Annotated in this window: 16 protein-coding genes and 1 pseudogene; 9 read left to right on the top strand and 8 right to left on the bottom strand. The window is 39.7% G+C overall.

Annotated features, from left to right (window positions below; translation table 11 throughout):
• Positions 1 to 102 precede the first annotated feature (102 nt).
• Positions 103 to 2,301: an exonuclease domain-containing protein gene (locus AC5NT5_RS05865; protein WP_494514272.1), complete on the bottom strand. Its 2,199-nt coding sequence runs from the start codon at positions 2,299 to 2,301 to the stop codon at positions 103 to 105.
• Between the two features lie 88 nt (positions 2,302 to 2,389).
• On the opposite strand from AC5NT5_RS05865, the gene AC5NT5_RS05860 reads away from it, so the two are divergent.
• Positions 2,390 to 2,884 carry a phosphatase domain-containing protein gene (locus tag AC5NT5_RS05860; RefSeq protein ID WP_494514273.1) on the top strand — a complete coding sequence of 165 codons (495 nt, stop codon included), beginning with the start codon at positions 2,390 to 2,392 and terminating at the stop codon, positions 2,882 to 2,884.
• Between the two features lie 8 nt (positions 2,885 to 2,892).
• Here AC5NT5_RS05860 and AC5NT5_RS05855 read toward each other — a convergent pair whose 3' ends face one another.
• From AC5NT5_RS05855 to AC5NT5_RS05840, 4 genes are all read right to left on the bottom strand, one after another.
• Positions 2,893 to 3,612, bottom strand: coding sequence for a DUF6445 family protein (locus tag AC5NT5_RS05855; protein WP_494514274.1), 720 nt, complete (start codon positions 3,610 to 3,612; stop codon positions 2,893 to 2,895).
• Positions 3,605 to 4,345: a SapC family protein gene (locus tag AC5NT5_RS05850; protein WP_182674402.1), complete on the bottom strand. Its 741-nt coding sequence runs from the start codon at positions 4,343 to 4,345 to the stop codon at positions 3,605 to 3,607. Before AC5NT5_RS05850 ends, AC5NT5_RS05855 begins: the two co-directional genes overlap by 8 nt.
• Positions 4,346 to 4,381: 36 nt before the next feature.
• Positions 4,382 to 5,938 (bottom strand): tryptophan halogenase family protein, encoded by a 1,557-nt coding sequence (locus AC5NT5_RS05845; RefSeq protein ID WP_494514275.1) that lies wholly within the window; start codon positions 5,936 to 5,938, stop codon positions 4,382 to 4,384.
• 71 nt (positions 5,939 to 6,009) lie between these two features.
• On the bottom strand, positions 6,010 to 9,303 hold the full coding sequence (locus tag AC5NT5_RS05840; RefSeq protein WP_494514276.1) for a TonB-dependent receptor: 3,294 nt from the start codon (positions 9,301 to 9,303) through the stop codon (positions 6,010 to 6,012).
• Positions 9,304 to 9,648: 345 nt separating this feature from the next.
• Between AC5NT5_RS05840 and AC5NT5_RS05835 the strand changes: the two genes are divergently transcribed.
• The 6 genes from AC5NT5_RS05835 (at position 9,649) to AC5NT5_RS05810 (ending at position 14,927) form a co-directional block, all read left to right on the top strand.
• On the top strand, positions 9,649 to 10,221 hold the full coding sequence (locus AC5NT5_RS05835) for an RNA polymerase sigma factor (protein ID WP_002958279.1): 573 nt from the start codon (positions 9,649 to 9,651) through the stop codon (positions 10,219 to 10,221).
• Entirely contained in the window at positions 10,214 to 11,317 is a 1,104-nt protein-coding gene (locus AC5NT5_RS05830; protein ID WP_182682315.1) for a FecR family protein, read from the top strand. Before AC5NT5_RS05835 ends, AC5NT5_RS05830 begins: the two co-directional genes overlap by 8 nt.
• A 36-nt stretch (positions 11,318 to 11,353) precedes the next feature.
• Positions 11,354 to 12,784, top strand: a complete 1,431-nt coding sequence (locus tag AC5NT5_RS05825) for a sugar porter family MFS transporter (protein ID WP_494514277.1) — start codon at positions 11,354 to 11,356, stop codon at positions 12,782 to 12,784.
• Between the two features lie 132 nt (positions 12,785 to 12,916).
• Positions 12,917 to 13,330: a YeeE/YedE family protein gene (locus tag AC5NT5_RS05820; protein WP_082007390.1), complete on the top strand. Its 414-nt coding sequence runs from the start codon at positions 12,917 to 12,919 to the stop codon at positions 13,328 to 13,330.
• Between the two features lie 3 nt (positions 13,331 to 13,333).
• A complete protein-coding gene (locus tag AC5NT5_RS05815; protein WP_002958285.1) occupies positions 13,334 to 13,735 on the top strand; it encodes a DUF6691 family protein in 402 nt (133 codons plus the stop codon).
• Between the two features lie 97 nt (positions 13,736 to 13,832).
• Entirely contained in the window at positions 13,833 to 14,927 is a 1,095-nt protein-coding gene (locus AC5NT5_RS05810; RefSeq protein ID WP_494514278.1) for a mechanosensitive ion channel family protein, read from the top strand.
• A 34-nt stretch (positions 14,928 to 14,961) separates the two neighbouring features.
• Here the strand turns inward: AC5NT5_RS05810 and AC5NT5_RS05805 are convergent, their stop codons facing one another.
• Positions 14,962 to 17,097 (bottom strand): TonB-dependent siderophore receptor, encoded by a 2,136-nt coding sequence (locus AC5NT5_RS05805; RefSeq protein ID WP_494514279.1) that lies wholly within the window; start codon positions 17,095 to 17,097, stop codon positions 14,962 to 14,964.
• 223 nt (positions 17,098 to 17,320) lie between these two features.
• On the opposite strand from AC5NT5_RS05805, the gene zigA reads away from it, so the two are divergent.
• Positions 17,321 to 18,520, top strand: coding sequence for a zinc metallochaperone GTPase ZigA (gene zigA / locus AC5NT5_RS05800; protein ID WP_494514280.1), 1,200 nt, complete (start codon positions 17,321 to 17,323; stop codon positions 18,518 to 18,520).
• Positions 18,520 to 19,209 carry a DUF1826 domain-containing protein gene (locus AC5NT5_RS05795; RefSeq protein WP_494514281.1) on the top strand — a complete coding sequence of 230 codons (690 nt, stop codon included), beginning with the start codon at positions 18,520 to 18,522 and terminating at the stop codon, positions 19,207 to 19,209. The genes zigA and AC5NT5_RS05795 overlap by 1 nt, the downstream gene beginning before the upstream one ends.
• A gap of 26 nt (positions 19,210 to 19,235) precedes the next feature.
• Here the strand turns inward: AC5NT5_RS05795 and AC5NT5_RS05790 are convergent, their stop codons facing one another.
• Together AC5NT5_RS05790 and AC5NT5_RS05785 are read right to left on the bottom strand one after the other, a co-directional pair.
• Entirely contained in the window at positions 19,236 to 21,995 is a 2,760-nt protein-coding gene (locus AC5NT5_RS05790; RefSeq protein ID WP_494514282.1) for a response regulator, read from the bottom strand.
• Between the two features lie 1,453 nt (positions 21,996 to 23,448).
• A pseudogene (locus AC5NT5_RS05785) lies at positions 23,449 to 24,534 on the bottom strand (RHS repeat domain-containing protein); the annotation flags it as partial.
• Between the last annotated feature and the right edge of the window lie 212 nt (positions 24,535 to 24,746).

The following is a 24,746-nucleotide window of genomic DNA, read 5'->3' as shown; positions in this document are numbered from 1 at the left end:
AAGACGATTTACAAAAACACTTTATTCCAAAATAAATTAAAAATTTATAATAAAACTACTTATTATTTAAATTTCATATAGTTAAAAAAAGATAATACGCTACTATGTTTGCGTTTCACTATTTTGTATCAGTAATAACAGCTCGGCAGTAGCCGTTGCATCGGCCAATGCACGGTGATGGCTAGTTAAATTTAAATTAAAATGCGCACTAAGGTTACCAAGCGAATACGACTTTAAGCCTTTAAACGCTTTGCGCGATTCAACCACGGTGCACATTTTTGGCATTTTAAAAAAGTGCCCTGCCATCTCGCACTCTTTTTTAATAAAGCCGTAGTCAAAATTAACGTTATGGGCTACAAAAATACTGCCTGCGAGTTTATCTAATAGCGGCTTGGCTATATCGGCAAATACAGGCGCGCTGTAAACCATACTGTCGCTTATGCCAGTTAATGACGTAATAAAGCCAGGGATATGGCGCTCAGGGTTAACTAAGCTTGTCCAAGTATCAATTACTTTACCGTGCTGTACTTTAACTATGCCAATTTCGGTAATTCGGTTACCGCCTTTTAAGCCGCCCGTGGTTTCTATATCAACCACACTGTAAATACGGTTTGGGTCTACAAACCATTTAACCGCAGCAATGTGTACTGTAAAGCCCACATTTTTTAAATTATCAATAGTGGTTAGTTGGTTGCGCCTAAGCTTATCGCCTGGGGCTTTTACCTCTTCAAAGTGTACTTGGCCATTATTAATAACCATTAAATCGGGGTAGCCGTCTTTTAGCTGTAAATAATGTTTGCTCATGGCTGCTAGGTGCGCAATTAGCGCCTCAAGTGGGCTGTTTAAAATAAGCGCTTCTAGTGGCTCTAATAAATTGCTGCGCCATCTAAACAAACCGTTAGGTTGCTCAAAGTATTGCGCTGCATTTTTGCATACTAAATTAAGTAATGCTTGCGACGTTTGGCACTGAGCTAAGCGCTCGTTTATCTGTGTTTGCTGCGCTTCATAAAAATTACCAAGCCTTAATACTTGCGGATAAATATCAAACTCATTGCATGGCGGATAAGGCGACTCCACAAATAACTCGTGCCAAAATACTAAACCAAACAAACTTTGCCAAAGCGTGTTTTCGGTATTAAATACCTGCATACCTTGGCGAGTATAATAATCGTTTACGCCCTGCTCTACTTCACCTCGGTACAGTTCATCTATTTCTAGCACGCATTGGGTGTCGGCAAGCATGGCACTTAAACGCGAACGTGTTTTTTTATTAAACTTACGCATTAAAAAATCGTCAGCAAAATAAAGTAAATCATCAGTAAGTGGGTTTTCGATAATGGCTTCTAATCGAGCTTTGACCCACTCTTTATTGCCAAGCCTGTATTGCTCTCTTATTTGAATTTCTTGTGCTTCGCTATCATCCACGCACCCTTCAAGCAAACTAAAAGCAAGTTCGCTATCAACTGTTTTTAGCTGCTTATAAAGCCTAACTAATAGTTTGTTTTTTAATACAACGGCAATTGCACCATGTGCAGCTTGCACTAAAACCTGCGACGCTAAAGCAACGTAATCGCTCTCATCTGTAATATTTTTAAATGCTAACCGGTAACGGTTTAATAAATAGTTTGATTGCGCTTCGTCTAGTGTTTCAAAACGCGACAAGCTCTCGCTATGTCCTTCGCGCGTAGCGGTTAAGCCTAAGTCTCGCATTACAAAACGGTTCTGATGATTCACATCACCACTGCTTAGTTTGCCTGCAAATAAAAACTCAAAATACTCGTAGTAATCACTGCGGTTGTTAATTACATACTGGCTATAAAGTGGCGCAAGCTCTTGTGGGCATGCTTTAAAAAACTCACGCGCAATATCCACCAGCGCGCCTTTAGCGGCGCTCTTTTTAAAGCTTATTTGCTCACTGTAATTACTTAGCAACTCAACCAAAGAAGGCTTAGTTAAGTGCGCTAAAAGCTGCGAATAATGCTGCTCGTTTGGCTCAAATAAAATACCCGCTTTTTTTAGCGTATAAATAGCCTGATGCGGCGAGGTTATTTCTTCATAATTAAGCGATTGCGCCTGCACCAAATAAGGCTTTCGCGAGTACACACGCGCCAACATGCACTGGCTTTGCTCATCTAGCTGGTTAATTTTACTAATAAATTCGCGGTGCTTGGGCTCAAGTAAATGCATACATTTACTAGTTACAAACTCAATAAGCTCTCTAAAATGCGCTAAATAGTATTTTGCTGGTAATTCTTTTTTCATAATATCGCCATGACTGTATATAAAAACAGTATCTAGCATTTATGCTTATTATTCAATCTTAAACTTGTAACTAAAACACGCTATAGTGAGCTTATAAAGCAAATTCATTAAAAATAAAGGACTTACCATGAGCGCGCACCCGTACGATATTTTATCACTCAATAACGGCGCAAATATTATTTTTACACCTTGCCCTGGCACAAAAACACAAAACCTAGCGGATTCAATCGCCACATTAAAAGCGGCTGGCACTCACATGCTGCTTTCACTTATGCCGCAAAAGGAGCTTGAAAAAAACAACGTACAAACAATTAATACTGAGTGCAATAAGCACGATATAACCTGGTTTCATTTACCAATAAATGACGACGAAGCACCCAAACAACCTTTTACATCAAGCTGGAACACCCACAAAACCGACATATTACAGGCCATACAACACAAACAAACCATTGCCATACATTGCAAAGGCGGTACAGGCCGCACAGGGTTGGTCGCTGCGCTTATTTTAAATTCGGCAGGTTACACAAAAGAAGAAGTATACAGCCTAGTACAAGGCATTCGCCCTAAAGCGCTTACTATAGAATTGCAAAAAGAGTACTTTGAGAGTTTTAGTCGGTAATAAAAAAGCTAGCGTAAAACAGCAAAGCTACTGATAGTTAAACGCCCATTAACTGGGTCACAGGCATAACCATTAGACGCGTTTATATTACCGGAATGCAATAAGTTACTTGGGTATATTACTGCGCGATTTAGCTTTGCCTCTACACTGTAAACTTGCTCAAACAAAGTTGTACTTCCATTTATATATTGTGGATTTTTATGAAGCTTTTGCGCCATGGCTTGTTGCTTAATAGCTTGCCTATAAAGCATAAGTCGCTCTTTTGTTATACGTTCGTACCCTAGGGCTCTATGCTTATAAAATGAAGTGCCACCATGAGTTTCATCACATAAAAAGTGCACTATAGCAAGTTGATTTATATTAGGTGTATCAAAATGAGGGAGCATTTGTATTGGCCTGAGCTTGTCAGGCTCAGTGCATGCAATTGAAAAAGCAGAAAGAATTACATCGAACTCGCTTTTATCCACCATATCAAAGTGTGAATTAATAATTGGCGCAAGCGCTTTTAACCGCTCGATATAACTAAGCGGTGCTGCTTTTCTTACTCCTGGGTAAAAATCACTTTCTTGTGCGCAAAACGCTTCTCTAGCACTTTGAGAAAACACAGCAAAATTAATAAGCGCATCTACATTATTTACAAAATCATCAATAACAATAATAGGGGTTTTCTCTTCCCCTACAGTATGTATGTGTAACGCCATATTTTCGTTTAGTTTAAAATCAATCATCGGCTAAATTAAGCACTGCATTTTTACGCTCTATCAATGGGTATATTTGGCCAAGCGAGGTTATAACAGTATAAATAGCGGGTAATAAAGCGCTTTGATGTAAAAGTGTAATTTGATCACTATTAAGTTGTGCGAGTCTTTCTTGGTTAATAGTGTATAGGCCGTTTAACTTTGTTTTTTGACTGTTCTGAAACGTTACCTCAAGCGATAATGGCTGCAGTAGATCATGCTGTAACAAGGTATCAATTAACTTTTTATTGTCTATTTCGCCCTGTAGTAAATGCCCTAAACACTGCTTTATTTGTTTGAAATAGCTACTTTCTTCTGCGCTTTGGGTATAAATTGGTTCTAAATTATTCTGGCTTTGCGATCGATTATTAACGACTGCTGGGCTATTTAAATTAATACACACAGGGTATTGAGTTTGCTGCGCATGAGTATCACCAACAAAAAATGGCTGACGCTGTAATTGAAGCGGTAAATACACACCCTGCCACTGCGAGTTCTGGTAAAACAAGTTCTCATGTTGCTCAAAGCCTAATAAAGCATTGAGTGTAAACTCCCCTGTTTCTGAGTTTTTTGCAAAAACTATAGGCTGCTGAACAGCAATTTGGTTTAGTTCCGCCATAACAACAGGAACCATATTAATGTTTTCTGCGTGTGATTGTGCCTTTTGTGTGTCTATTTTTATGTGCTGATGAGCACTTTGTTCTAATGCGACTAAATTTTCCATGTGTGTCTCTATTGTTTTTATGTGTAAATTTTTAAGCTAAATAGTGCTAAAACCATGATTCTTAACTTTATTTAATAATTCTCGGTTACTAGGTAAGTTAGTTACAGCTTGGTTTATCATGCTCTTATTTTTATCAAACTGACTTTTAGCAAAAACAGTGTCTTCAAGCATATAGGCAGTTGTGCTGTAGTCACTTTTAAAGCCCATACCATATAAAACATATTGATAACTCGCAGCTGGAAACACCTCATTGTTACTTGTAAAGTCGTGATCAGCAGGGGCGCGGTATTGCCATAGTTTCATTAGATCTTGTAAGCTTTGAGGAATCGTTTTAGGGTCTCTGTTATCGCTCCAAAATGCGTTATCGTCACGGGTTGATAAAATATAATGTAACTTTAAAAAGTCGATTATTTTTTCCCACCTATAGGTAAACGTCTCATTAAAGCGTTTGGCGGTAATATCCATAATATCCCGGGTATGGGGAAGTTGTTCGCTGATCATTTGTGCTGACATTTCTACTAATACCAATGCAGAAGCTTCTAGTGGCTCTAAAAAACCAGCCGAAAGCCCAACCGCAACACAGTTGTTTTGCCAAAAGTGTGAGCGGTGGCCACTTTTAATAGGGATTTTTCTAATTGTTAACGACTCTATTTTATCGCCTACATACTCTCTAAGCTTTTCCCTTGCTTGCGACTCGGTACTGTACTTACTGGAGTACACATAGCCCACCCCACGGCGATGCTGTAATCCTATATCCCATATCCAGCCCGCTTCTTGCGCTGTTGAAATTGTGTGAGATGCAATACTGTCATTTTCATCTTCATAAGGGACTTGCACTGCTAAGGCGGTATCAATAAACAGCACATCATCGCAGGGCTGAAAAGGAACCTTATAATGCTCGCCTAATAACAATGATGAAAAACCAGTGCAATCGATAAATAAATCACCGCTAATTTCACCTTGTTGATTTGTGGTAACACTTGCAATATCGCCATTTTTAGCACTATTAACCTGTGTTACATCAGCTAAAAAATGTTTAACGCCAAGCTCCTGCGTACAATGTTTTTGTAAAAAAACGGCAAATTTTGCAGAGTCTAAATGGTAGGCATAATTGGCTATAGCAGCATATTCTGGTGTACGAATTGTTTTAGGGGCAAGCCCTTGCTCACAAATAGCTTCTTGGTAACACACTGCGTTTGAAAAAGACGTTGACTCTGCTGTGTTATTTAACCAATGCCCTGCCATATCGGTTTTTGAAAAGCCCTGCGGCAGAACTAATGGGTGATAGTAAAAATCATCATCGCTGCCATCCACCCATTTGGCGAATTTTGCTCCTTGCTTAAAGCTTGCTTCACACTCGCGTATAAAATCGGTTTCGCTAATACCAAGTGCTAATAATGTACTACGCATGGTAGGCCAAGTGCCTTCACCAACACCTATAATTGGTACATTTGGAGATTCAACTAGCACAACATTAAGACCATCGGGGGTATTACTTTTATGGTGCGCCGCTAATCGACCAGCTGTTAGCCAGCCTGCTATACCACCACCAACGACAACCACTGTTTTTATTTCTTTATTTTGCTGGTTCATGCTTGTTACCTATAAAGGCGTATTTAAAAAGTGGCTATTACTAAATGTAAAAGCCACTTTTATTATTTAAGTTAGAAACTTCCACGAACACCTAACGCAAAACGTCGCCCGCTATCTTCAACCATTAGTAATTGATTAGAGAAGCGACCACGTTTGTGTACGTATTCTTCGGTTAAGTTTATACCCTCAAAGAACACCGATACATTTTCGGTAATATCATAGCTGCCACTGGCATCGAATTGTGCATAGTCTTCAACTATCGTCACACCATCACCATTTAACTGTGTTAGTGACTGTACAAAGCTATCGCGCCAGTTATAGGCTAAACGCGCCTGAAATGGGCCATTCTCATAAAAGCCAACCACATTATAAGAGTCGCTTAAGCCTGTTAATGCAAATACTTGAGTTATATCTGCAGGGTCTAGTTCTGCATCACTATCAACAAATGTTGCATTAACCATAAAACCAAAGCCACTATCAAAACTATGCTGTAAGGCTATTTCCCAGCCATCAACAATCGCCGATTCGCTATTATTTGGTAATGTGTTTGTAAATACAGCCGTCGAGTCAGCAGCGTCAGGGTTATCTACATCGTTACCTGTTGAGGGGTCAGTCAACAATCCGCCGTCAGACAATTCAAAGGTTAAATCTTCAGTGGTATTGATAATGAAGTTAGCAACATTCTTTCTAAAGTAACCAGCGGATAAATAACTGGCATCAGCGTAATACCACTCTAATGATAAATCTAAGTTATCAGAGGTAAATGGCTCAAGCGCAGGGTTACCAGAGCTTGATGTTAAATTGCCCCCTTGGCGCGTTGTTTCAATTACTGTTACAGGCGACATACTATCGAGTGTTGGTCGCGTAATTGTTTGTGATACAGCAGCACGTGCTATTAGCTCATCGCTTATTTCAAGCTTTACGCTAAAGTTAGGTAAAATCGCTTCGTAATCTGAACTTGCTGAAATATTTTCTACGGCGCCGAAATTAGCAAGCATTTCTGTTTTATCTAAGATAGTTAACGCGCTAACCGGCTCATCTGTGCCCTTTACTTTTACATCGGTGCTTTCATATCTAAAGCCCGCTGTTGCGTATAAAGGCATGCCTGCAAGTTCAGCTTCAAAATCAAATTCTGTATAAAACGAGAAAGTATCTTCAGTTATCTCAAACGACTTATTACGTTTAACTGCATCAAAACTAATAGGCTGACCATTCGCCGCAGCTATTTGCTCAAGGTACGCAAAGTTTGCCTCTCCATCATGTGCAAGCCATGACGTTGGCATACGACCGCTGCCGCTCACATCACCTAAAAAGTCATCTCCTGCGTCAAATACAAATTGCGCTAAGCCATCCATACTTGGGTCATCTGGGTAACCACAAAAGGTACAGTGAATACCTACGCCTTCGTTGTCCCAACGATCAAGGCTTTTAGTTTCAGTTGAATACATAGCACCAAATTTAACCGAAACTAGGCCTGAGCTGCCATCGTTATGCCAAATGCTATCCCAACGAAACTGATCCACAGTATCTTCTACAGCCCAACCACGGCGAAGCATTACGTGTGCACGGCTGTTGGCTGTATCTAAATGATTTGATACGCCATCAGGTGCAACTGCAGGGTTATAAGCAACACCGTCCAGCTCTTGCTGGCCGCTATAAATGTTAGGGTTAGCAGAGGCAAACTCACTCGCGTAAGGTAGTATGCCGCCATCTACTTCAAATCGAACTCGGTTAGCATAGCCAATCAACGATAGCTGATCGCCACCGCCATTATTAGCCTCACGCTTGGCTTTTGAGTGGCTCAAATCAAACTTCATATTTAAGTTATCGTTTACATGCCAATCAAAGTTTAAACCTAATGCGCTAGAGTTGGTTAAACGATCAAACTTTTTAGCGTGCATATCGGTGGCAAGACCTACCTCTTGATATAAATCAACCACAGTGCCATTTTCATCAACGGTTGGGCCTGCAGCATCACCAAAGCCTTCTAAGTTTGGCGCTGTAAACCAGTGCCCGTAAGACGTTGTGTCTGCTTCTACATCAAAATCTGAATAGAGCGCATCAGCAGTGATAACTAAATCATCTGAAGGTGCATACTGTATAACTAAATTTGCATTAGTGCGTGTACGTGTCTCTGTAGTAACTTTATGATCGTAATTACGTGGCGAAAAAATATTACCGGTGTATGCTTGCCCGCTTTGAGTTTGAGGATTTGGGACGCCTACATTTTCTAACCAGCCATCTACCTGCGCTTGGTTTAAGCGTGTTTCGCGCTCTTGGCGAGAAACAGCAAATAACACACCCAGTGTGTCATCATTAAATGTATTGCTGATTAACCCAGATATCTCAGGTGTGGTTTCTTCGCTATTTTCATCGTAAATACCCTTAACACTGCCCGCAACTTTAAAGCCATTAATAGCAAATGGGCGCGCTGTATTTACATTGACTGTTGAACCAATACCACCTGACTGCTTTGTGGCTGTTGAGGTTTTAAATACGTCTAAGCTTTTAACCAGCTCTGATGCAATGGTATCAAAACTAAACGCACGGCTTTGATTCTCTGATGCCATTTGGCGTCCATTTACAAGCACTGTATTAAACTGAGGGCCAAAACCACGTACTGTAATGAGCTGCCCTTCACCGCCTGAACGGTCTATTGAAACCCCTGTAATACGCTGTAAAGACTCAGCTAAATTTGTGTCAGGAAATTTACCAATATCTTCAGCTGAAATGGAGTCAACCACGCCACCCGCTTCTCTTTTGGCATCCATAGCTCGACCAAGCGAGCCTCTAATTCCGCGTACTTCAATTATTTCTGGTTCTTGTGCTGCTGTCTCTGCTACTGCAGGAAGCGTTGCCATTGTGCTTAGTACAGCAAGTACTGCACTGGACACGCCATTTTTTTTATAGTTAGCCATGTTGTCAGTTCTCTCGAAGCTTGGATCTATTAAAATAGATATTTGCCCATCTTCGCTAACATGCGGTTGCAACCCTGTGCCATCGAGTAAAATCTGTAATGCGTTTATTATTGAATACTCGCCAGCAATAGTATTTGTTTGTAACTGCTGAATTTTATCCAGCGGAAAAAGCAAAGTAATATCGGCTTGCTCGGCAAAATTTATTAGCGATAAATCGGCCCTTTGTCTAGGAATATTAAACACTGCTTTATCGTTTACAGGGCTCGCTTTTACCTCGGTGGTGAATAAGCTAAAAACCAGCACATAAATTGGTAAACAAAGCGGCAAATGCACATATTCCTTGTGTATAGTTTTTGGCCATACACTGAACAAAGACGAGTGACTTTTTATTTTCCTCCATAAATATTTTTTATTTTTTTCAAATAATTTATTTTTTTGACTAGCCATACTTATTATTACTAAACCTTTATTATTTTTTGGTGTGCAAAAAAATGTTGTGGGGTTTCAACTAAAAAGTTAAATATATTTTTATATTAATTAATTGGTTATATGAACACGTATAATTATAGAGCTAGCCTATACGTGTTAATAATTTGAAAAACTGTAGTACACTTGGTATTCAAATTACAAGCTTTTAACAACAAGGATTGATAGTGCCTGCAATTTTACAAATAGAAAAACAATTTATTTTAAAATTGAGTAGCGGATTTTTTATTACCAATCGTCTTAAGCTGTAATGGCAAAACAATAACAACAATTGCCAAAACCACACACACACGAGACACACACTCAATGACAAAAGACACACTATTTTATAAGGCTTATCTGGCCTCGCGCAAAGGTCTCTCAAATGTAGTGGCACGCATAGTGCCTCCACATGAGATTGAAGACATTGTGCAAGAAACTTACGTGCGAATTTGTCAAATAAAAAACACTGAAAACATTTGCTCACCAAAATCTTTTATTTATAAAACGGCGCGTAACCTAGCGCTCGATTATCAAAAGCAAGCCAATATACGACTAGTCGATAGTATCGACAACATGGAAGCATTAGAGCAACTCTTAACGGAACATCAGAAAGACGAAATGTACGAAAATGCGCTTACCGATTGCGAATTTTCAAATTTTTGTGAAGCTGTCAGGCTTTTGCCTGTTCAATGCCGTAAAGTGTTTGTATTAAAAAAAGTGTATGGTTATTCGCAGCGAGAAATTGCTGCTCAATTAAACCTTAGTGAAAGTACCGTGGAAAAACATATAGCAACCGGCGTAAAACGTTGTACGCAGTTTATGCGACAATCTGAAAAAAGTGTGTATGGCAAACCTAACTCTTCTTCACAAAAAAGTGCAGGGGGTAGTCATGAGTAATGTCCACCATATAAACGAACGAAATAATAAGGCAGTCGAAGACGTACGCCTTGATTGTGCTAGTGAATGGCTTGCTAAGCTCGATAGAGGTTTAACTAAACCCGAAAAAGACGCATTGCAGCTATGGTTAGCTCAGTCATATAAAAACGTCGAAGTATTACTTGAAGTTGCACACCTATGGGACAAGATGGGTGAACTCAGCCGCTTATCTGATCTATTCCCGCAATCACAATCTAGAAAAAAACGCCTCCCTGTGTGGTTAGGTGCAACGGCCGCTTCTGTTTTATTGGCTGTTGCACTTAGCTTTTTTCAAGAAGCATTTAATTTTTCATTTTTTTATCCCGTTAATCAGTCAACTGTTGTCGCTAAGCAACTTAACTTTCAAACGGGTGTAGGTGAAAGCAAGGACATAATTTTGCCAGATAAAAGTGAAATTACATTAAACACTAATAGTTTTGTACAAATAAGATATACCCGAGACTCTCGAGTAATTAACTTACTGCGGGGCGAGATACATATAAATGTGGCGCATGATAAGACACGGCCTTTAAGTGTTATTGCTGGTGATAAAGTTATTCAGGCAGTAGGCACTGCGTTTAATGTTGAAGTGGGTAAAAAACAAATAGAGTTAATAGTCACTGATGGCAAAGTGCTTGTTGCCGAACAAACTAGTTCGCAACCATCAAACCTCCAAAAAAATGGAACAAATAAGCTTGGTAAATTTTTATCAAATAACTCTACAGCAGTTTCTAAAGGTGAAAAGCTCGATTTAAGTTTCAAAGGTAAAATAGCTAAGCACGTTGAAAAAGTAGACCCTATAGACGTAGCGGCTAGTCTTTCTTGGCGTAAAGGAAGCCTTATTTTTAGAGGCGAATCTCTTGCCGATGCCATGGCCGAGATTAGTCGATATACGAATATAGACTTTGAGCTTTCTGATGATGAGCGTTTAACAAGGGTACAAGTCGCTGGTATGTTTAAAACAGGCGATGTTAAGGGCTTGTTAGAAGTATTAAATAATAATTTTAATATTAGTTATGAAAGAATTAGCCCAGATAAAATTCGTTTAAATTACGCAGATCCAAGCGCTTCAATATAGTACAGTACACAATAATAAAAATCAGGACACACAATCATGACATCATCTTTATCGCCGAGGAATAATAGCTCGGCGCACACATCAAACACGTGCTCACTTTTTTACGTAATTTTTATCTCTGCCGTGGCTGCTATTGGTGGCTTTTTATTTGGTTTTGACTCGGGCGTTATTAACGGCACAGTGTCGGCACTCGGTAATGCATTTAATTCAAGCAGTGTAGCTACGGGGTTTAATGTTGCCTCGGTATTATTAGGGTGCGCCCTAGGTGCACTTGCTGCGGGGCCACTGGCTGATAAGTTTGGTCGCCGTGCAATTATGATCATCACCGCGATTATTTTTGCCATTAGTGCATTTGGTTCGGGCATTAGCGAAAGCTCTGCGGAGTTTATTTTTTACCGTTTATTTGGTGGTTTAGGTATTGGTGCTGCATCAGTATTAGCGCCAGCTTATATTGCAGAGGTGGCACCACCAGCACTACGTGGTCGTTTAGCTACATTACAACAACTCGCTATTGTATTGGGTTTATTTGCTGCTTTTTTAAGTAACTACTTAATTGCTGATGCAGCAGGCAGCGCGCAAAATATTTTAATGCTTGATATAGCCGCTTGGCGCTGGATGTTTTGGGTTGAGCTTGTGCCTGCTGTGTTGTTTTTAATCGGTGTTTTGTTTATTCCAGAGTCACCTCGTTATTTAGTGGCGCAAGGTAAAGTGGATGATGCAAAATCGGTATTTAGTAAAATATCGAACGACAATGTTGATGCGCAAATAAACGATGTTAAACGCTCATTGCATAGCGATACAAAGCCAAGTATTCGCGATTTATTTATTGATAACAGTAAAAAAGTACACCCAATTGTTTGGGTGGGTGTTGCGCTGAGTGTATTTCAGCAATTTGTGGGGATTAACGTGGTGTTTTATTACGGCTCAGAGCTTTGGCAAGCCGCTGGGTTTGATGAGTCGCAATCGTTATTTATAAATGTACTCGCAGGCACCACGAATATTGTATCAACCTTTATTGCCATTGCCCTAGTTGACAAAATTGGCCGTAAACCACTGCTATTAGTAGGCAGTATTGGTATGTTTATTAGCTTAAGCGCGCTTACTTATATCTTTGGCAGTGCAGGCCTTGATGAAGCAGGCAAACTTGCACTTAGCGATAACATGGGTACGTTTGCGCTTATTATGGCTAACTTATTTGTGGTGTTTTTTGGCTTAAGTTGGGGCCCTGTTGTATGGGTATTATTAGGCGAAATGTTTAATAACCGTATTCGCGGGGCAGCACTTGCTGTTGCAGCTAGTGCGCAGTGGATTGCTAACTTTGCCATTACCATGACCTTCCCTATTATGCTTGCCAACATTGGCCTTGCCGGTGCTTATGGCTTTTATGCATTATCGGCACTTATAAGCATATTTTTTGTTGTTAAATACATAAAAGAAACACGTGGTAAAACGCTCGAATCTATGTAATTTTTAAAAGCGATGATATTAATCGCCAGCAAAAAAAGTAACGGGTGCTAACTACTTAGCGCCTAATCAACAATTATCAATCGAAATGAAACAAACCGGTTTAGGCGCTTCTATTGTTTGGGAAATTTAAAAATGATAACAGAATTCACCCCAGTATCGGCTGCAATAGGCGGGGCATTAATAGGTATAGCGTGTACGTTATTACTGGTTTTATACGGAAAAATTGCGGGTATATCAGGCATTGTTAAATCTGTATTCGCTAAAGCAAATTCAGACTCTCGTTGGCAGTTATACTTTATTTTAGGGTTGTTGTTGGCAGGAGTGGCTGTAAGGGTATTTGCGCCATCTTTATTAGAAGGCGAATTGCAATTACCGTCTTGGCTTATTGTTGTTGCAGGGCTTTTAGTTGGCGCTGGTACAACGTTAGCTAATGGGTGCACAAGTGGCCATGGTGTGTGCGGCATGTCGCGCTTTTCTACTCGCTCTTGGGTTGCAACATGCACATTTATGCTTGTCGCCTTCATTACAGCAAACCTTGTAGGATAAATAATGAAAGCAATTATGATGGTTGTTATAGGCTTTATATTTGGCTTAGGACTTATTATTAGCGGGATGACAAACCCTGCTAAAGTGATTAACTTTCTTACGTATGGAAACCAATGGGACGCAAGCTTAATTATAGTGATGGCTGTTGCCATGCTAATAATGATGCTTACATGGTTATGGGTTGCAAAAAAAGAGAAGCCACTTCTTTCAGGAACGTTTAATTTAAGTGATTTAAAAAAAATTGATGCGCGCTTAATTATCGGCTCGGTACTTTTTGGTTTAGGCTGGGGTTTAAGTGGTATATGCCCAGGCCCGGGCTTGGTTCAATTAGTATCTCTTAAAATGGAGTTTTTATTGTTTTTTGCAGCCGTGCTAGGCGGTATGTGGTTAGCCAAAAAAGTATAATATTTGCTGCCGACTAAACTCGGCAGCTACTTTTACCCAAACAAAGGTACATAACTTGCTGCAATATATATAAAACTATATTGAACAGGTTTAAGTTATGCTAAATAAAGCGCTGGAATTTTCTAACAACACACCTTGGTTAGGCGCAGCGTCCTCCCTATTACTTATAGCTATACTACTGTTTTTAATTCGTTTTTTTGTAATGTACTGGCTAAAAAAATGGACTTCAAAAACCAAATTTATATTCGATACTTTACTAATAGATTCAATATCTAAGCCGCTAACACTGTGCACAATTATTGTGCTACTCACCATTTTAGAGCACGACACTTTCATTATTAGTACTTCTATTTCTCAACAGATCCCTTTTAATAGCATTAATATTGTATTAGCGCTGCTTGCACTTATTATGTTTTTAGACCGCTTTATTATTGGCACTATTAATTACTATGGTAAACAATCTGCCGTGGTTTTTAATTCAAAAAGCATAATTAAAGGCGTGATACGCGTTACATTATCGTCAGTGGGATTACTGGTATTAATGGGCACGTTAGGTATTTCTATTACGCCCATTATTGCCTCGTTAGGTATTACATCACTGGCTGTTGCTCTTGCTTTGCAACCTACCCTCGAAAACTTTTTTTCTGGCGTGCAGCTAGTAATAGATAAACCTATAAGGGTGGGTGATTTTATTGAGCTTGAATCTAAGGAGCAAGGCTTTGTTGATCATATAGGCTGGCGATCTACATGGGTTAAAATGCTACCTAACAATATGATTATTATACCTAATAGCCAATTATCTAAATCGCGTATTATTAATTACTTTTACCCTGAAAAAGAGCTAAGCGTGCCTGTTGATATAAGTGTGCATTACGATTCAGATTTAGAATTTGTTGAACAAGTAACACTTGAAGTGGCTCGTGAAATACTTATTTCACATGAATGGGGTGTTGATGATTACAATACCTTTGTGGTTTTTCATACCTTTGATAGATCAAGCATTAACTTTACGGTGATGCTTAGAGCTAAAGAATACTTTAATCGCTTTTGGGTAAAATCTGCTTTTATAAAAGCCCTGCATAAACGCTATAAAAAAGAAGGTATTGTAATCCCCTTCCCTATTACGGCTATTAACACTACTCAAGAAACCGCTAAATTTAATAGTGATAAAAAGGTGCAAGGCGACACTTAAAAAAAAGCGCGAGTAACTCTCGCGCTAATAAGTATTAAAACTTGTAAGTTATTTGCCCAATAATTTCACGAGGGCTGCCGGGAAAGTGGCCGTTTCGCTCACTAAATCCACTTACCGCGTATTCTTTATCAAACAGATTATTAATATTTACACTCAGCAATACGTCGTCAAAGCGACTCGTCCAGCTCATATCAAATACAGTAAATGGTTTTACTTTTTGGCCACTGGTACTCAGTTGCTCACTTACGTAATTTGCACCAAAGGCAATTGATGAGTCAATTGAATCAATAGCGTAGCGAGTCCATAAACCTGCCTGGTGGCGTGGTGCATTAGCAAAGCGCGAACCATCTCCAAATGTATTTGAAAGCGTATCACCCGTTACGCCGTCTACCACTTGCGTATCGTTGTAAGCGTAGTTAGCCGTTACGGTCCAGTGCGCTGATAAATCACCGACTAAAGTTGTTTCAAATCCTCGGCTTTCTACTTCACCTATATTTAAAAGTGCAGCAATGCCATCCCCCGCTCCCGTATCGTCAGGGTTGCTCATTACCACGTTTTCTTTATTAATTTGGTAAATTGCAAAGGTGCTCATTATTTTGCCATCGAGCCATTGGTTTTTCATACCCAGCTCGGTTTGCTTACCGGTTTCTGGTTCTAAATTACCTTCGCCTTCTACATCTTCTTGGTCGGCTGATGATGTAGGGTTAAAGCTCTCTGAGTAATTAATATATACCGATGTGTTTTCTACTGGCTGATAAGTAACAGCAACGCGCGGCGTTATATCGTTATCTGAGTAACTAAAACCTGTTTCTTGATTAAACTCTTTAAAATGGTCATAGCGCAAACCTGCAATTATTGTCCACTGCTCGCCTATGCTAATTACGTCTTGCGCGTATACACCAAATCGGTCGGTATCTACGCCATCGCGGTTCATGTCGGTAAGGTTATAAGTACCTGGATCGGTTTCACCGTAGTTTAAATTAAAAATATTTAAATTAGCGACGCCATCGGCCTCATATCGGGCGCGAAAGTAGTCATATTCGGTATCAACGGTGTGGTAATCACCACCAAATAAAAACTGATGGATTAATTGTCCTTGTCCAAAGTTATAAACAAAGTCGGTGGTTACACTTGCCTCTTTATTGGCACGAAATTGCTTACGGTATTCACGCTTAATCGTTTCATCGTCAATATTGGCAACGCCATCACCGTTTACATCTACCCAGCTTTGCGACTCATGGTAGGCTTGGTCTCGCTCGTTATCCATGTAACGAAACGTAGTACTTAACGAAAAATCATCATTAAAATAATGGCTAAGTTCTGCTTGAAGCACCAAAGCTTCCATATTTTGATAATCAAACGACTCATTCGCGTTATAACTTGGGTCAACTAAAAAGTTACCGTTGTCATCTACCGGTACGCCGCGTAAGCGGTTTCCGCCTAGGTCTTGTTTAATGTAGTCAACACTTGTGGTTAGGGTTGTTGAATCTGTTAAATCAAATAACAATCCGCCTGTCAGCTCGGTGTTTTTTGAGTCTGCATTGTTACGAAAGCTGTCTTGCTCTTCATAGTAACCACCCAATCTATAAGCCATTGTATCGCTTAAACCGCCGGTCATATCAAGTGATGCACCACGGGTGTTGTAGTTACCCAAAGTAAGCTTTAGTTCGCGTTTTTGTGTGTAGCTTGGCTTTTTGGTTACGTAATTAATCATCCCACCAGGTTCGCCACCGCCATACAAAGCAGAGGCAGGCCCTTTTAATACTTCAACACGTTCAACATTAAATAACTGCGGTACACCAAAGCCCGAATATGGGTCGCCACGCACACCATCATAAAATACATTGGCGTCATCTCTAAAACCACGAAAAGTTACACCTGAGTAGCTGTATTCACTCACACCCGCAATTGAGCGGTATAAATCGGTAATGTCACGCGCGGCTTGGTCAATAATAAGTTGCTCGGTTAATACCTGCGCAGATTGCGGTAATTTAATAAGATCTAAATCCGTTTTAGTACCAATTTTACTTTCGGTTTCTAGGTAAAATTGCTGGGCACGGCCAGTTACTTCTATTTTTTCAATATCGTTATTTTGCTCGGCAAATGCCACATTAGAAAAAGCAGAAAAAGACGCAGCAATACTGAGCGCCAAATATTTTTGGTTAAACATATTGATCCAAAGAAGAGGTTTATAAAACACTGCGAATGATAACGACTATCATTAACATGTGCAATGTAAATAATTTCATATTCATCCTTATTTTTCGAATGAAGAGTTTTTGAGTAACACACTAAATTTGCAGCTCAGCATTAAAAAAATTAATTAGCATTACTGGAATACAGAATTGATATAATATAACATACCTTTAATTGTAATTTAGTAAGATTATTAAATGATAAATAAACTGCCCGTCACAGTGTTATCAGGTTTTTTGGGGGCTGGTAAAACCACTGTACTTAGCCATATTCTTAATAACAGGCAAGGTAAAAAAGTGGCTGTTATAGTTAACGATATGAGCGATATAAATATCGATGCAGCCACTATTAAAAACGATGTATCGCTCAATCACAGTAACGAAAAGCTCGTTGAAATGAGCAACGGTTGTATTTGCTGCACCCTACGAGAAGACTTACTTGTTGAAGTGGGCAAACTTGCCAAAGATGGGCGTTTTGATTACCTCGTTATTGAATCAACCGGTATTTCTGAGCCATTACCTGTAGCCGAAACCTTCACATTTGCCGATGAAAATGGCGTATCACTGGGTGATATTGCCACCCTTGATACTATGGTAACGGTGGTTGATGCCGTTAACTTTTTAAACGACTACGAACAAGCAAATGATTTACAAGATACTGGCGAATCGTTAGGAGAAGACGACGAGCGAAGCGTAGCCGACCTACTTGTTGACCAAGTTGAATTTGCCGATGTAATCTTAATTAGTAAAACTGATTTAATTACAAACGATGAATTAAATAAACTCACTGCCATTTTAAATACGCTTAATACTCAAGCTAACATTATTCCTATTTCAAACGGCCATATTAATATTAACGAAGTGCTAAACACGGGTTTATTTAATTTTGAACGTGCCCAACAAGCACCGGGGTGGCTTAAAGAAATGCGTGGTGAACATATTCCCGAGACTGAAGAGTATGGAATTAGCAGCTTTAATTACACTGCGCGCCGCCCATTTGACCCAGAAAAGTTTTATAACTTTCTTCATAGCACCGAACAATTTGGCAAACTTATTCGCTCAAAAGGTTATTTTTGGTTAGCAACACGCCCTTTATTTTGCGCGCAGTGGAGCCAAGCAGGCGATATAGCTCATTACGGATTTGTTGGTATGTTTTTTAAAGCCATCCCCCAAAAAGACTGGCCTACAGAGCCTGAACTGCTTGCTGACATAAATAATAAATGGGTAGAACCCTTTGGTGACATGCGCCAAGAGCTTGTGTTTATTGGTCAATCATTAAATAAACAAGCGATGATTAAAGCGCTTGATGACTGCCTACTACCAGAAGATGCGGTACTTAAGGGTAAGGACTTTTGGAGAACCTATAACGACCCGTTTCCTATTTGGGAGGAAGAGTAATGAATGCCCTAGCCTCAATAACTGCTCAAATAAAGCCTGCGGAACCGCTGTACCGAAAAGCAGCTAAAGAGTGTGACGCCGATGTATTGCCACAAATTTATAACCAAGACACTAACATTGTTATTTGGCAAAGAGACCTTGAGCAAACATTAACAAATGCAGTTAATACTCTCATTAGCGCAAATGCTTTAAAGCCACTAGAATTTGCGGTATCGCCCGATGATGCGTTTGATCAATTAATAAAAACGCTTAACCCAGAAGATAATAACCGCGATGAAGTTAAAGCGCTGTGTGAAGATATCGCACTGTTGGTTGAAATGTTTTGCTGCCTGTTTGATTTAAAACGCGCCGGTTTAAGGCTAAAAATATTAGATAAACCCATGTGCCCGCGTTTTCATGTAGACAAAATTCCGTGCCGGCTAGTTACTACCTATCAAGGTGTTGCTACGCAGTGGTTAAATCACAGCGATGTAAACCGCTCAAAGCTAGGTACTGGTAATTTAGGTAGACCCGATGAAGAGTCTGGCTTATTTAAAAGCCTAAATAATATTAATCAACTCAAGCAAGGTGATGTTGCCCTGCTTAAAGGCGAGTACTGGGATGAAAACGAAGGTGCAGGGCTTGTACATCGCTCACCAGCGGTGGCTGCAAACGAGCAACGCTTATTACTTACGCTCGATTTTATCTAAAATTTGTTGTGGTGATAAACGCTAAGCTAGTACGCGTTTATCACCCTAGCGATTACTTCGTACAAACCTTGTGTATTTACAGGTTTAGATACAAAATCGTCCATGCCCACACTTAAACAGCGCTGTTTATCGTCTTCGTAGGCATTAGCGGTAATTGCAATAATGGGCACATGTGCCTTAGTGTTTGCTTCGTTAGCACGTATTGTTTGTGTACATTCGTAACCATCCATATTTGGCATTTGGCAATCCATTAAAATTAAGTCAAAGGTGTTACCCTTAAGCACTTTTAACGCTTCAATTCCATCGTTAGCCATTGTAAGTTGTATATGAGTTGGCTCTAACATTTTTGCAATTACTTGGCGGTTTATGGGGTTGTCTTCTACCAATAGTAATTTTTTGCTACCAAGATCAGGTACTGATTGCGACTTTACTGCGGCTGTGGGCTCTATAAACTCAGCTTTAGGCGCATTAATGTAAAACTTGAGCATGCTGCCTTTACCGGGTTCACTATTTAAAGATATTTCACCCTGCATTTTTTTAATTAACCCTTGGCTAATGGCCAAACCTAGCCCGGTACCGCCATATTTACGCGCAACACCTACATCAGCTTGAGTAAACTCACTAAACAATAACGATTGCTGATCTTTTTCTATGCCAATGCCGCTATCAGACACACTCACAAATAATTGCTGGCCACTGTAATCAAACGATAAACGCACAAACCCGCGCTCAGTAAACTTATACGCGTTAGATAATAAATTAATAATAACTTGGCTTAAGCGTAAATCATCTACGTTAATACAATCTGGCAAGGTGTTACTACACTGAACTATAAACTGCACATCGTCAGAGCTTACAATGGGTGAAAACAACGATTTAATATTTTCGATAAACGGCGCTAAGTTTGTTGGGCGCGGGCTAATTTGCATTGCATTAGCCTCAATTTTAGAAAAATCTAAAATATCGTTTAAGATTTTTAATAAGTTTTGAGCACTTTTTTGTTGCGTATCTAAAAGATCTCTTTGCTCGTCGGTTAACGAACTATCACGCAGTAATACTTCACCCATGCCCAAAATCCCGTTCATTGGGGTGCGTAGTTCATGACTCATATTTGCTAAAAACTGCGATTTAGCCACATTAGCTAAATTAGCACGCTCTACTGCTTGCTTAAGCTTGTTAGTTTGCTCAGCAACTTGTTTTTCTAGCTGCTGGTTAAACTCACTGAGTTGTTTGTTTAGGTCTTGGTTTTTTATATTTGACGCTTGCAGGTTTTCTATTGAATGCTGCAGCGCAGTGGCTAGCATTTCAAACTGCTGTTGTAGTTGCAATACTTCTTGCCAACTTGAATCTGTATTAAAAGTATGTTTTTTTGATTTATTAAAGCTTTGCATTAAATTAGTTAAACCACTAATTGGCTGCACTAATAAGTTTGCAAGTTGGCGTACAAACAGCACCACCATAATAATTAGCATAGCGCCTAGCAAAATACTTGGCAGCCATGCTTTAGCTACAGCCATACTCAAATGTTTACGATTATAAAAAGTGATTACTTGCCATTTGCTCTGCGGATTAACATATCTAGAACTATGGTAAACCTCATTATTATTGGAGCGAAATAAATTTTTATCGCCCATATTACGCGTATTAAAACCATCTTCGTTAAAGTCGGTTAATATTTTAAACTGCTCAAGCGAGCTAAAAACCACTTTTTGCTTATCATCCAGTACAACTAACTCGCCAGTATTTTCAAATAAATTAGGAATAAACTGCTCTAATCGTCCAAGCTTTAACGACCCCTCTACTACGCCGAAAAACTCACCATCACGATAAATAGGTGCCGACAGCGCAACAATGGCTTCATTGCCAAGCCCTCGCCCTTGAAACACACCACCGCTATAACCGAGAGGATATTGCTTAGCCTGATTAAAGTAGTCGCGATCAGTGACATTACGCTGCGCCTTAGTTAACCCCGCTATAAGGTTATTAGGCGACGTTATTTCAACGTAGCCGCTAGGGTTTGCATACAAGCTTGTAGCAAACCCTGGAAATAGATTCATTAGCCTTTTTAACTGCTGCTCACTATCTGTGCCCGCGCTTATGGCGTCGCTACTCATTACAATGGCATTTTTATGAAACGTTAAATAATCACTTAATTGAGTGCTTATATATTTGGCTTTTTCTTCAAGTTGGGCGTCTACCTCATACTCTAACCGAGAGTGGTGATCGTTCACTAAAATTACACTGGTAAGCAGTATAACCAATATAATAATAACGCTTACAACATAGCTAAGAATGCGAGCAAGAGGCCTGCCCTGATAGGCACGGCTGGCGTGGGGTACAAATACACTAAATAAATCAACTAAAGCTAAGCTAATTAACGCATTTATGAGGTACTTTGATATTGCAACAACTAGCGTTAACCATGGCAGACCAATAAGGAACTGCCCTATTCCCCAAATTATAGGTAAACCAACTAACAGCCAAAAAACAGTACCAAGAGGGAGTATGGGTTTAGAGCGGCGTAAACAAAAAGTGTAAAGCCAAAAAAGCTCGAGTAAATAAACAATACTCGGCCAGCAATGCCCCCACCTATAAAGTAAAAAGCCAGATACAATCGCAAGGCTTAAGCACGCATAACGCAGCCCAATAAACACTAAGCTACATAATACAAATACTTGCCCAAATAAAAACTCAGAACTGTCGAAAAAATATAACGGCGAGAGGTTAACTAAACCCCCTAGCAACCCTAATAAAACAGCGAGTGTCCACTTACTTCTTTGAGGCATTACTTCAACCCTAGAGTACTTTGTTAACACGCAGTGTTAAATTAATATAATTGCTACATTATTGCGTACAAGTTAAAAGTTGTCTAGCGAGAAAAGGAGCTGGAAACTATTAGGTATTATGGATTAATTTAGTGAAAAAATATAAATATTAAGGAGTTAGCGATATACACCCAATGTTGCTTGAAGTATAAGTTGGCATAGAGTTGAATCATAAAATGGCATAAAGTGACTGGTGTTCTTAAATTAAAAGCTCCTGATACCAAAGCCAGTTTTTTAATGCTAAAAAATTCCGATTAATTTAGTAGAAATAGATATTTCTCATTAAGACTTAAACACCGTTAAGTTTCAATTTTTGATGGTGAAGAAAATGATTGGATAAATTTTATGGGATATCTATGTCGATGACATGACGTACCGATTCGCAACGAACGATTATATTAGCACATCAAGAATAGTGGAAATATCACCTCAGAACCAGCTAATCAAAACAGTCAGTGGTAGCCTTTATCAAGTTATTGGAAAAGGCAAAAAGCCGAAGTGCAAATGTGAGTGAGCCATTTAACAATTTGGTTAATACTAAATTATGTCATCTTATGCTTCTGGTTTATGCAATTTTTTAGTACAAATATGTCAACTTATACTTCAAACAACACCCAATGTTGTTTGAAGTGTAAGTTGACATAGCTACATTTGATTTCATTGAGCTACAACGACACAAATGAAGTGTAAGTTGGCATAAAATTGAAGCGTAAAATGATATAAAGTGACTATTTGGTAGAGTTTATTGAGCCTGTAACAGATTCTGTATAACTGCCATTTAGTTAATATACCTTCGAGGAGTTTCAAACCCGGAAATAAAACAGCCCATCGCCTGATGCCAGATTTGAATAAACATTAACCATTTTTACTGTCATCTTAGATTAGCCAGAAAAACAAAGCCCCAAGCTGATCTCAGCGAGAGGGGCTTTGAATTTAAAAACTAGTTTAGACTTCGTTAGTGTCTAAACTTATGTATTTTTGGGTAGCGTTCGGTGGCGGCGCTGGACAAATTTGCGCACCCTTCTGGCGCACACCGAATACTTCTGCAGGCAAATGCTGATCGAGCTGTTGGTGAAACTGATCGCTTCAGGCAAAGAAAAGCCCGGCACAAGACCGGGCTAATGAAGGTTAAGGCTTGTTGTTGGAAATTTCAATTTTCAAGATCCCTTACCTCAAAGGCTAATCCAGCTATTTATCTATCGTTGCTTAAATTTATCTGAAACAACACGAAAAATAATAGCCAAAAAGTAACTTAACAAGCCGAATGAGATTAATAACAACTCTATTCCTGTTTTAGCAAGAGAAAGCTTAACTAGAAGCCTATATACCACTTCCATTATCATTGACACCATTAAGATTGCGAATCCATTAGGGGATAATAATACAATCTTGAAAAAAGCTTCTTTAACTCTATTTAACATGACTTGTTTCCTGCACACTCAACAGCCCCGCCAGAATTACTAATAACGTTACCCATAGCTTCACCTATTCCAACTGACTCTGATTTAACTGTAGCTCCCAAGGCGCTACCAGTTGTAGAATTGATGTGGGAAGAGATTTGTTTTTGAGCGAATGATGATGTACCTTTTGCTGCTCCAACCACAGCATCAACAGCATCCCCACTAACGCTGCCTGCAACAGCACCAATTGCACCGAGAGCAGCTCCCTTCAAAATTCCCGAGTCTAATTCTTTACCATCAATAGCATTATTCGCTACCGTCGAAGAAGTACCTATTAATGCACCACCATACGCATTAGCCCCAGCCTTTAGCGCAATGCTAGAAGTTAAAGAGGCAATACCTCTACCAAGACCAGCACCAGCAGCACCAGCTAAACCTGCAACTCCAATTTTCGCGACACTATTAAAATCTGCCTTTAACTCACCTGTAATAGCTTGTCTTGCAACCTCTAAACTGACTCTTGCAATAAAACCGACTAACCCCCACTCACCCGTCGGATCCGTCGCATTAATTGGATCATTCCCCACATAGGCATACCAGTTCATGCCGTCTTTGTAGCCGATGGGGTCGGTCTGCATAAAGCGGCCGAGCTTCGGATTGTAAACCCGTGCTTTGTAGTGATAAAGCTTAGTACCTGGGATTAAGATTTGCCCAGTGTAACGGAAACGCGATGAGCTGGTATTAATCGGCTCACCGAATGGGCCATATTTATGTGTTGCTATTATTGAACCTGAGCCATTCGTTTCACTAATAATTGAGCCGCGCTCATCTGCGTGTAAATAACGCTTGTTACCTGTGCCACTACCTTCGTACCACACTAGCGGGTCATCTTCGCCTATACCATGAACATAGCGACGTAATAGACTACCGCTGCTGTTGTATTCCGCAACCAGTTCGTTTGCATCATATAAGAAGGTCGTTTTAGTGCCATTGAGTGTTGAGTAATTTAATCGTCCCGTCGCATCATAGCCAAGCGCTAAGCTGGTACCTGACTTAGACGCAGACGTTAAACGGTTATGTGCATTGTAGTTATAGCGCCAACCATCATAACTTTTTAAGTTGCCGGTTAAAGCTTACCAAGGGCAACAGTCAATACCCCATTAGTTTCATTGGCACTGAACGATGACTGAGGGGAAAGCCAAAGGCCTAACTAATCCTCAATGATGCTTACTACCTAAATTATATGGCGTTATTTATTCAAGACACAGTGAATATTCACACCAATCGGCGTCATTACTGGATGTATAGTCAT

Source organism: Pseudoalteromonas sp. J2K-J599, from assembly GCF_059295115.2.
Note: the sequence above shows the minus strand (reverse complement) of the source record. Positions and strands in the feature narration are given on the sequence as shown.

Coding starts and splice junctions, on each gene's coding strand:
- AC5NT5_RS05865 (WP_494514272.1), bottom strand. CDS start 2,301: ATGCTAGATACTGTTTTTATATACAGTCATGGCGATATTATGAAAAAA.
- AC5NT5_RS05860 (WP_494514273.1), top strand. CDS start 2,390: ATGAGCGCGCACCCGTACGATATTTTATCACTCAATAACGGCGCAAAT.
- AC5NT5_RS05855 (WP_494514274.1), bottom strand. CDS start 3,612: ATGATTGATTTTAAACTAAACGAAAATATGGCGTTACACATACATACT.
- AC5NT5_RS05850 (WP_182674402.1), bottom strand. CDS start 4,345: ATGGAAAATTTAGTCGCATTAGAACAAAGTGCTCATCAGCACATAAAA.
- AC5NT5_RS05845 (WP_494514275.1), bottom strand. CDS start 5,938: ATGAACCAGCAAAATAAAGAAATAAAAACAGTGGTTGTCGTTGGTGGT.
- AC5NT5_RS05840 (WP_494514276.1), bottom strand. CDS start 9,303: ATGGCTAGTCAAAAAAATAAATTATTTGAAAAAAATAAAAAATATTTA.
- AC5NT5_RS05835 (WP_002958279.1), top strand. CDS start 9,649: ATGACAAAAGACACACTATTTTATAAGGCTTATCTGGCCTCGCGCAAA.
- AC5NT5_RS05830 (WP_182682315.1), top strand. CDS start 10,214: ATGAGTAATGTCCACCATATAAACGAACGAAATAATAAGGCAGTCGAA.
- AC5NT5_RS05825 (WP_494514277.1), top strand. CDS start 11,354: ATGACATCATCTTTATCGCCGAGGAATAATAGCTCGGCGCACACATCA.
- AC5NT5_RS05820 (WP_082007390.1), top strand. CDS start 12,917: ATGATAACAGAATTCACCCCAGTATCGGCTGCAATAGGCGGGGCATTA.
- AC5NT5_RS05815 (WP_002958285.1), top strand. CDS start 13,334: ATGAAAGCAATTATGATGGTTGTTATAGGCTTTATATTTGGCTTAGGA.
- AC5NT5_RS05810 (WP_494514278.1), top strand. CDS start 13,833: ATGCTAAATAAAGCGCTGGAATTTTCTAACAACACACCTTGGTTAGGC.
- AC5NT5_RS05805 (WP_494514279.1), bottom strand. CDS start 17,097: ATGTTTAACCAAAAATATTTGGCGCTCAGTATTGCTGCGTCTTTTTCT.
- zigA (WP_494514280.1), top strand. CDS start 17,321: ATGATAAATAAACTGCCCGTCACAGTGTTATCAGGTTTTTTGGGGGCT.
- AC5NT5_RS05795 (WP_494514281.1), top strand. CDS start 18,520: ATGAATGCCCTAGCCTCAATAACTGCTCAAATAAAGCCTGCGGAACCG.
- AC5NT5_RS05790 (WP_494514282.1), bottom strand. CDS start 21,995: ATGCCTCAAAGAAGTAAGTGGACACTCGCTGTTTTATTAGGGTTGCTA.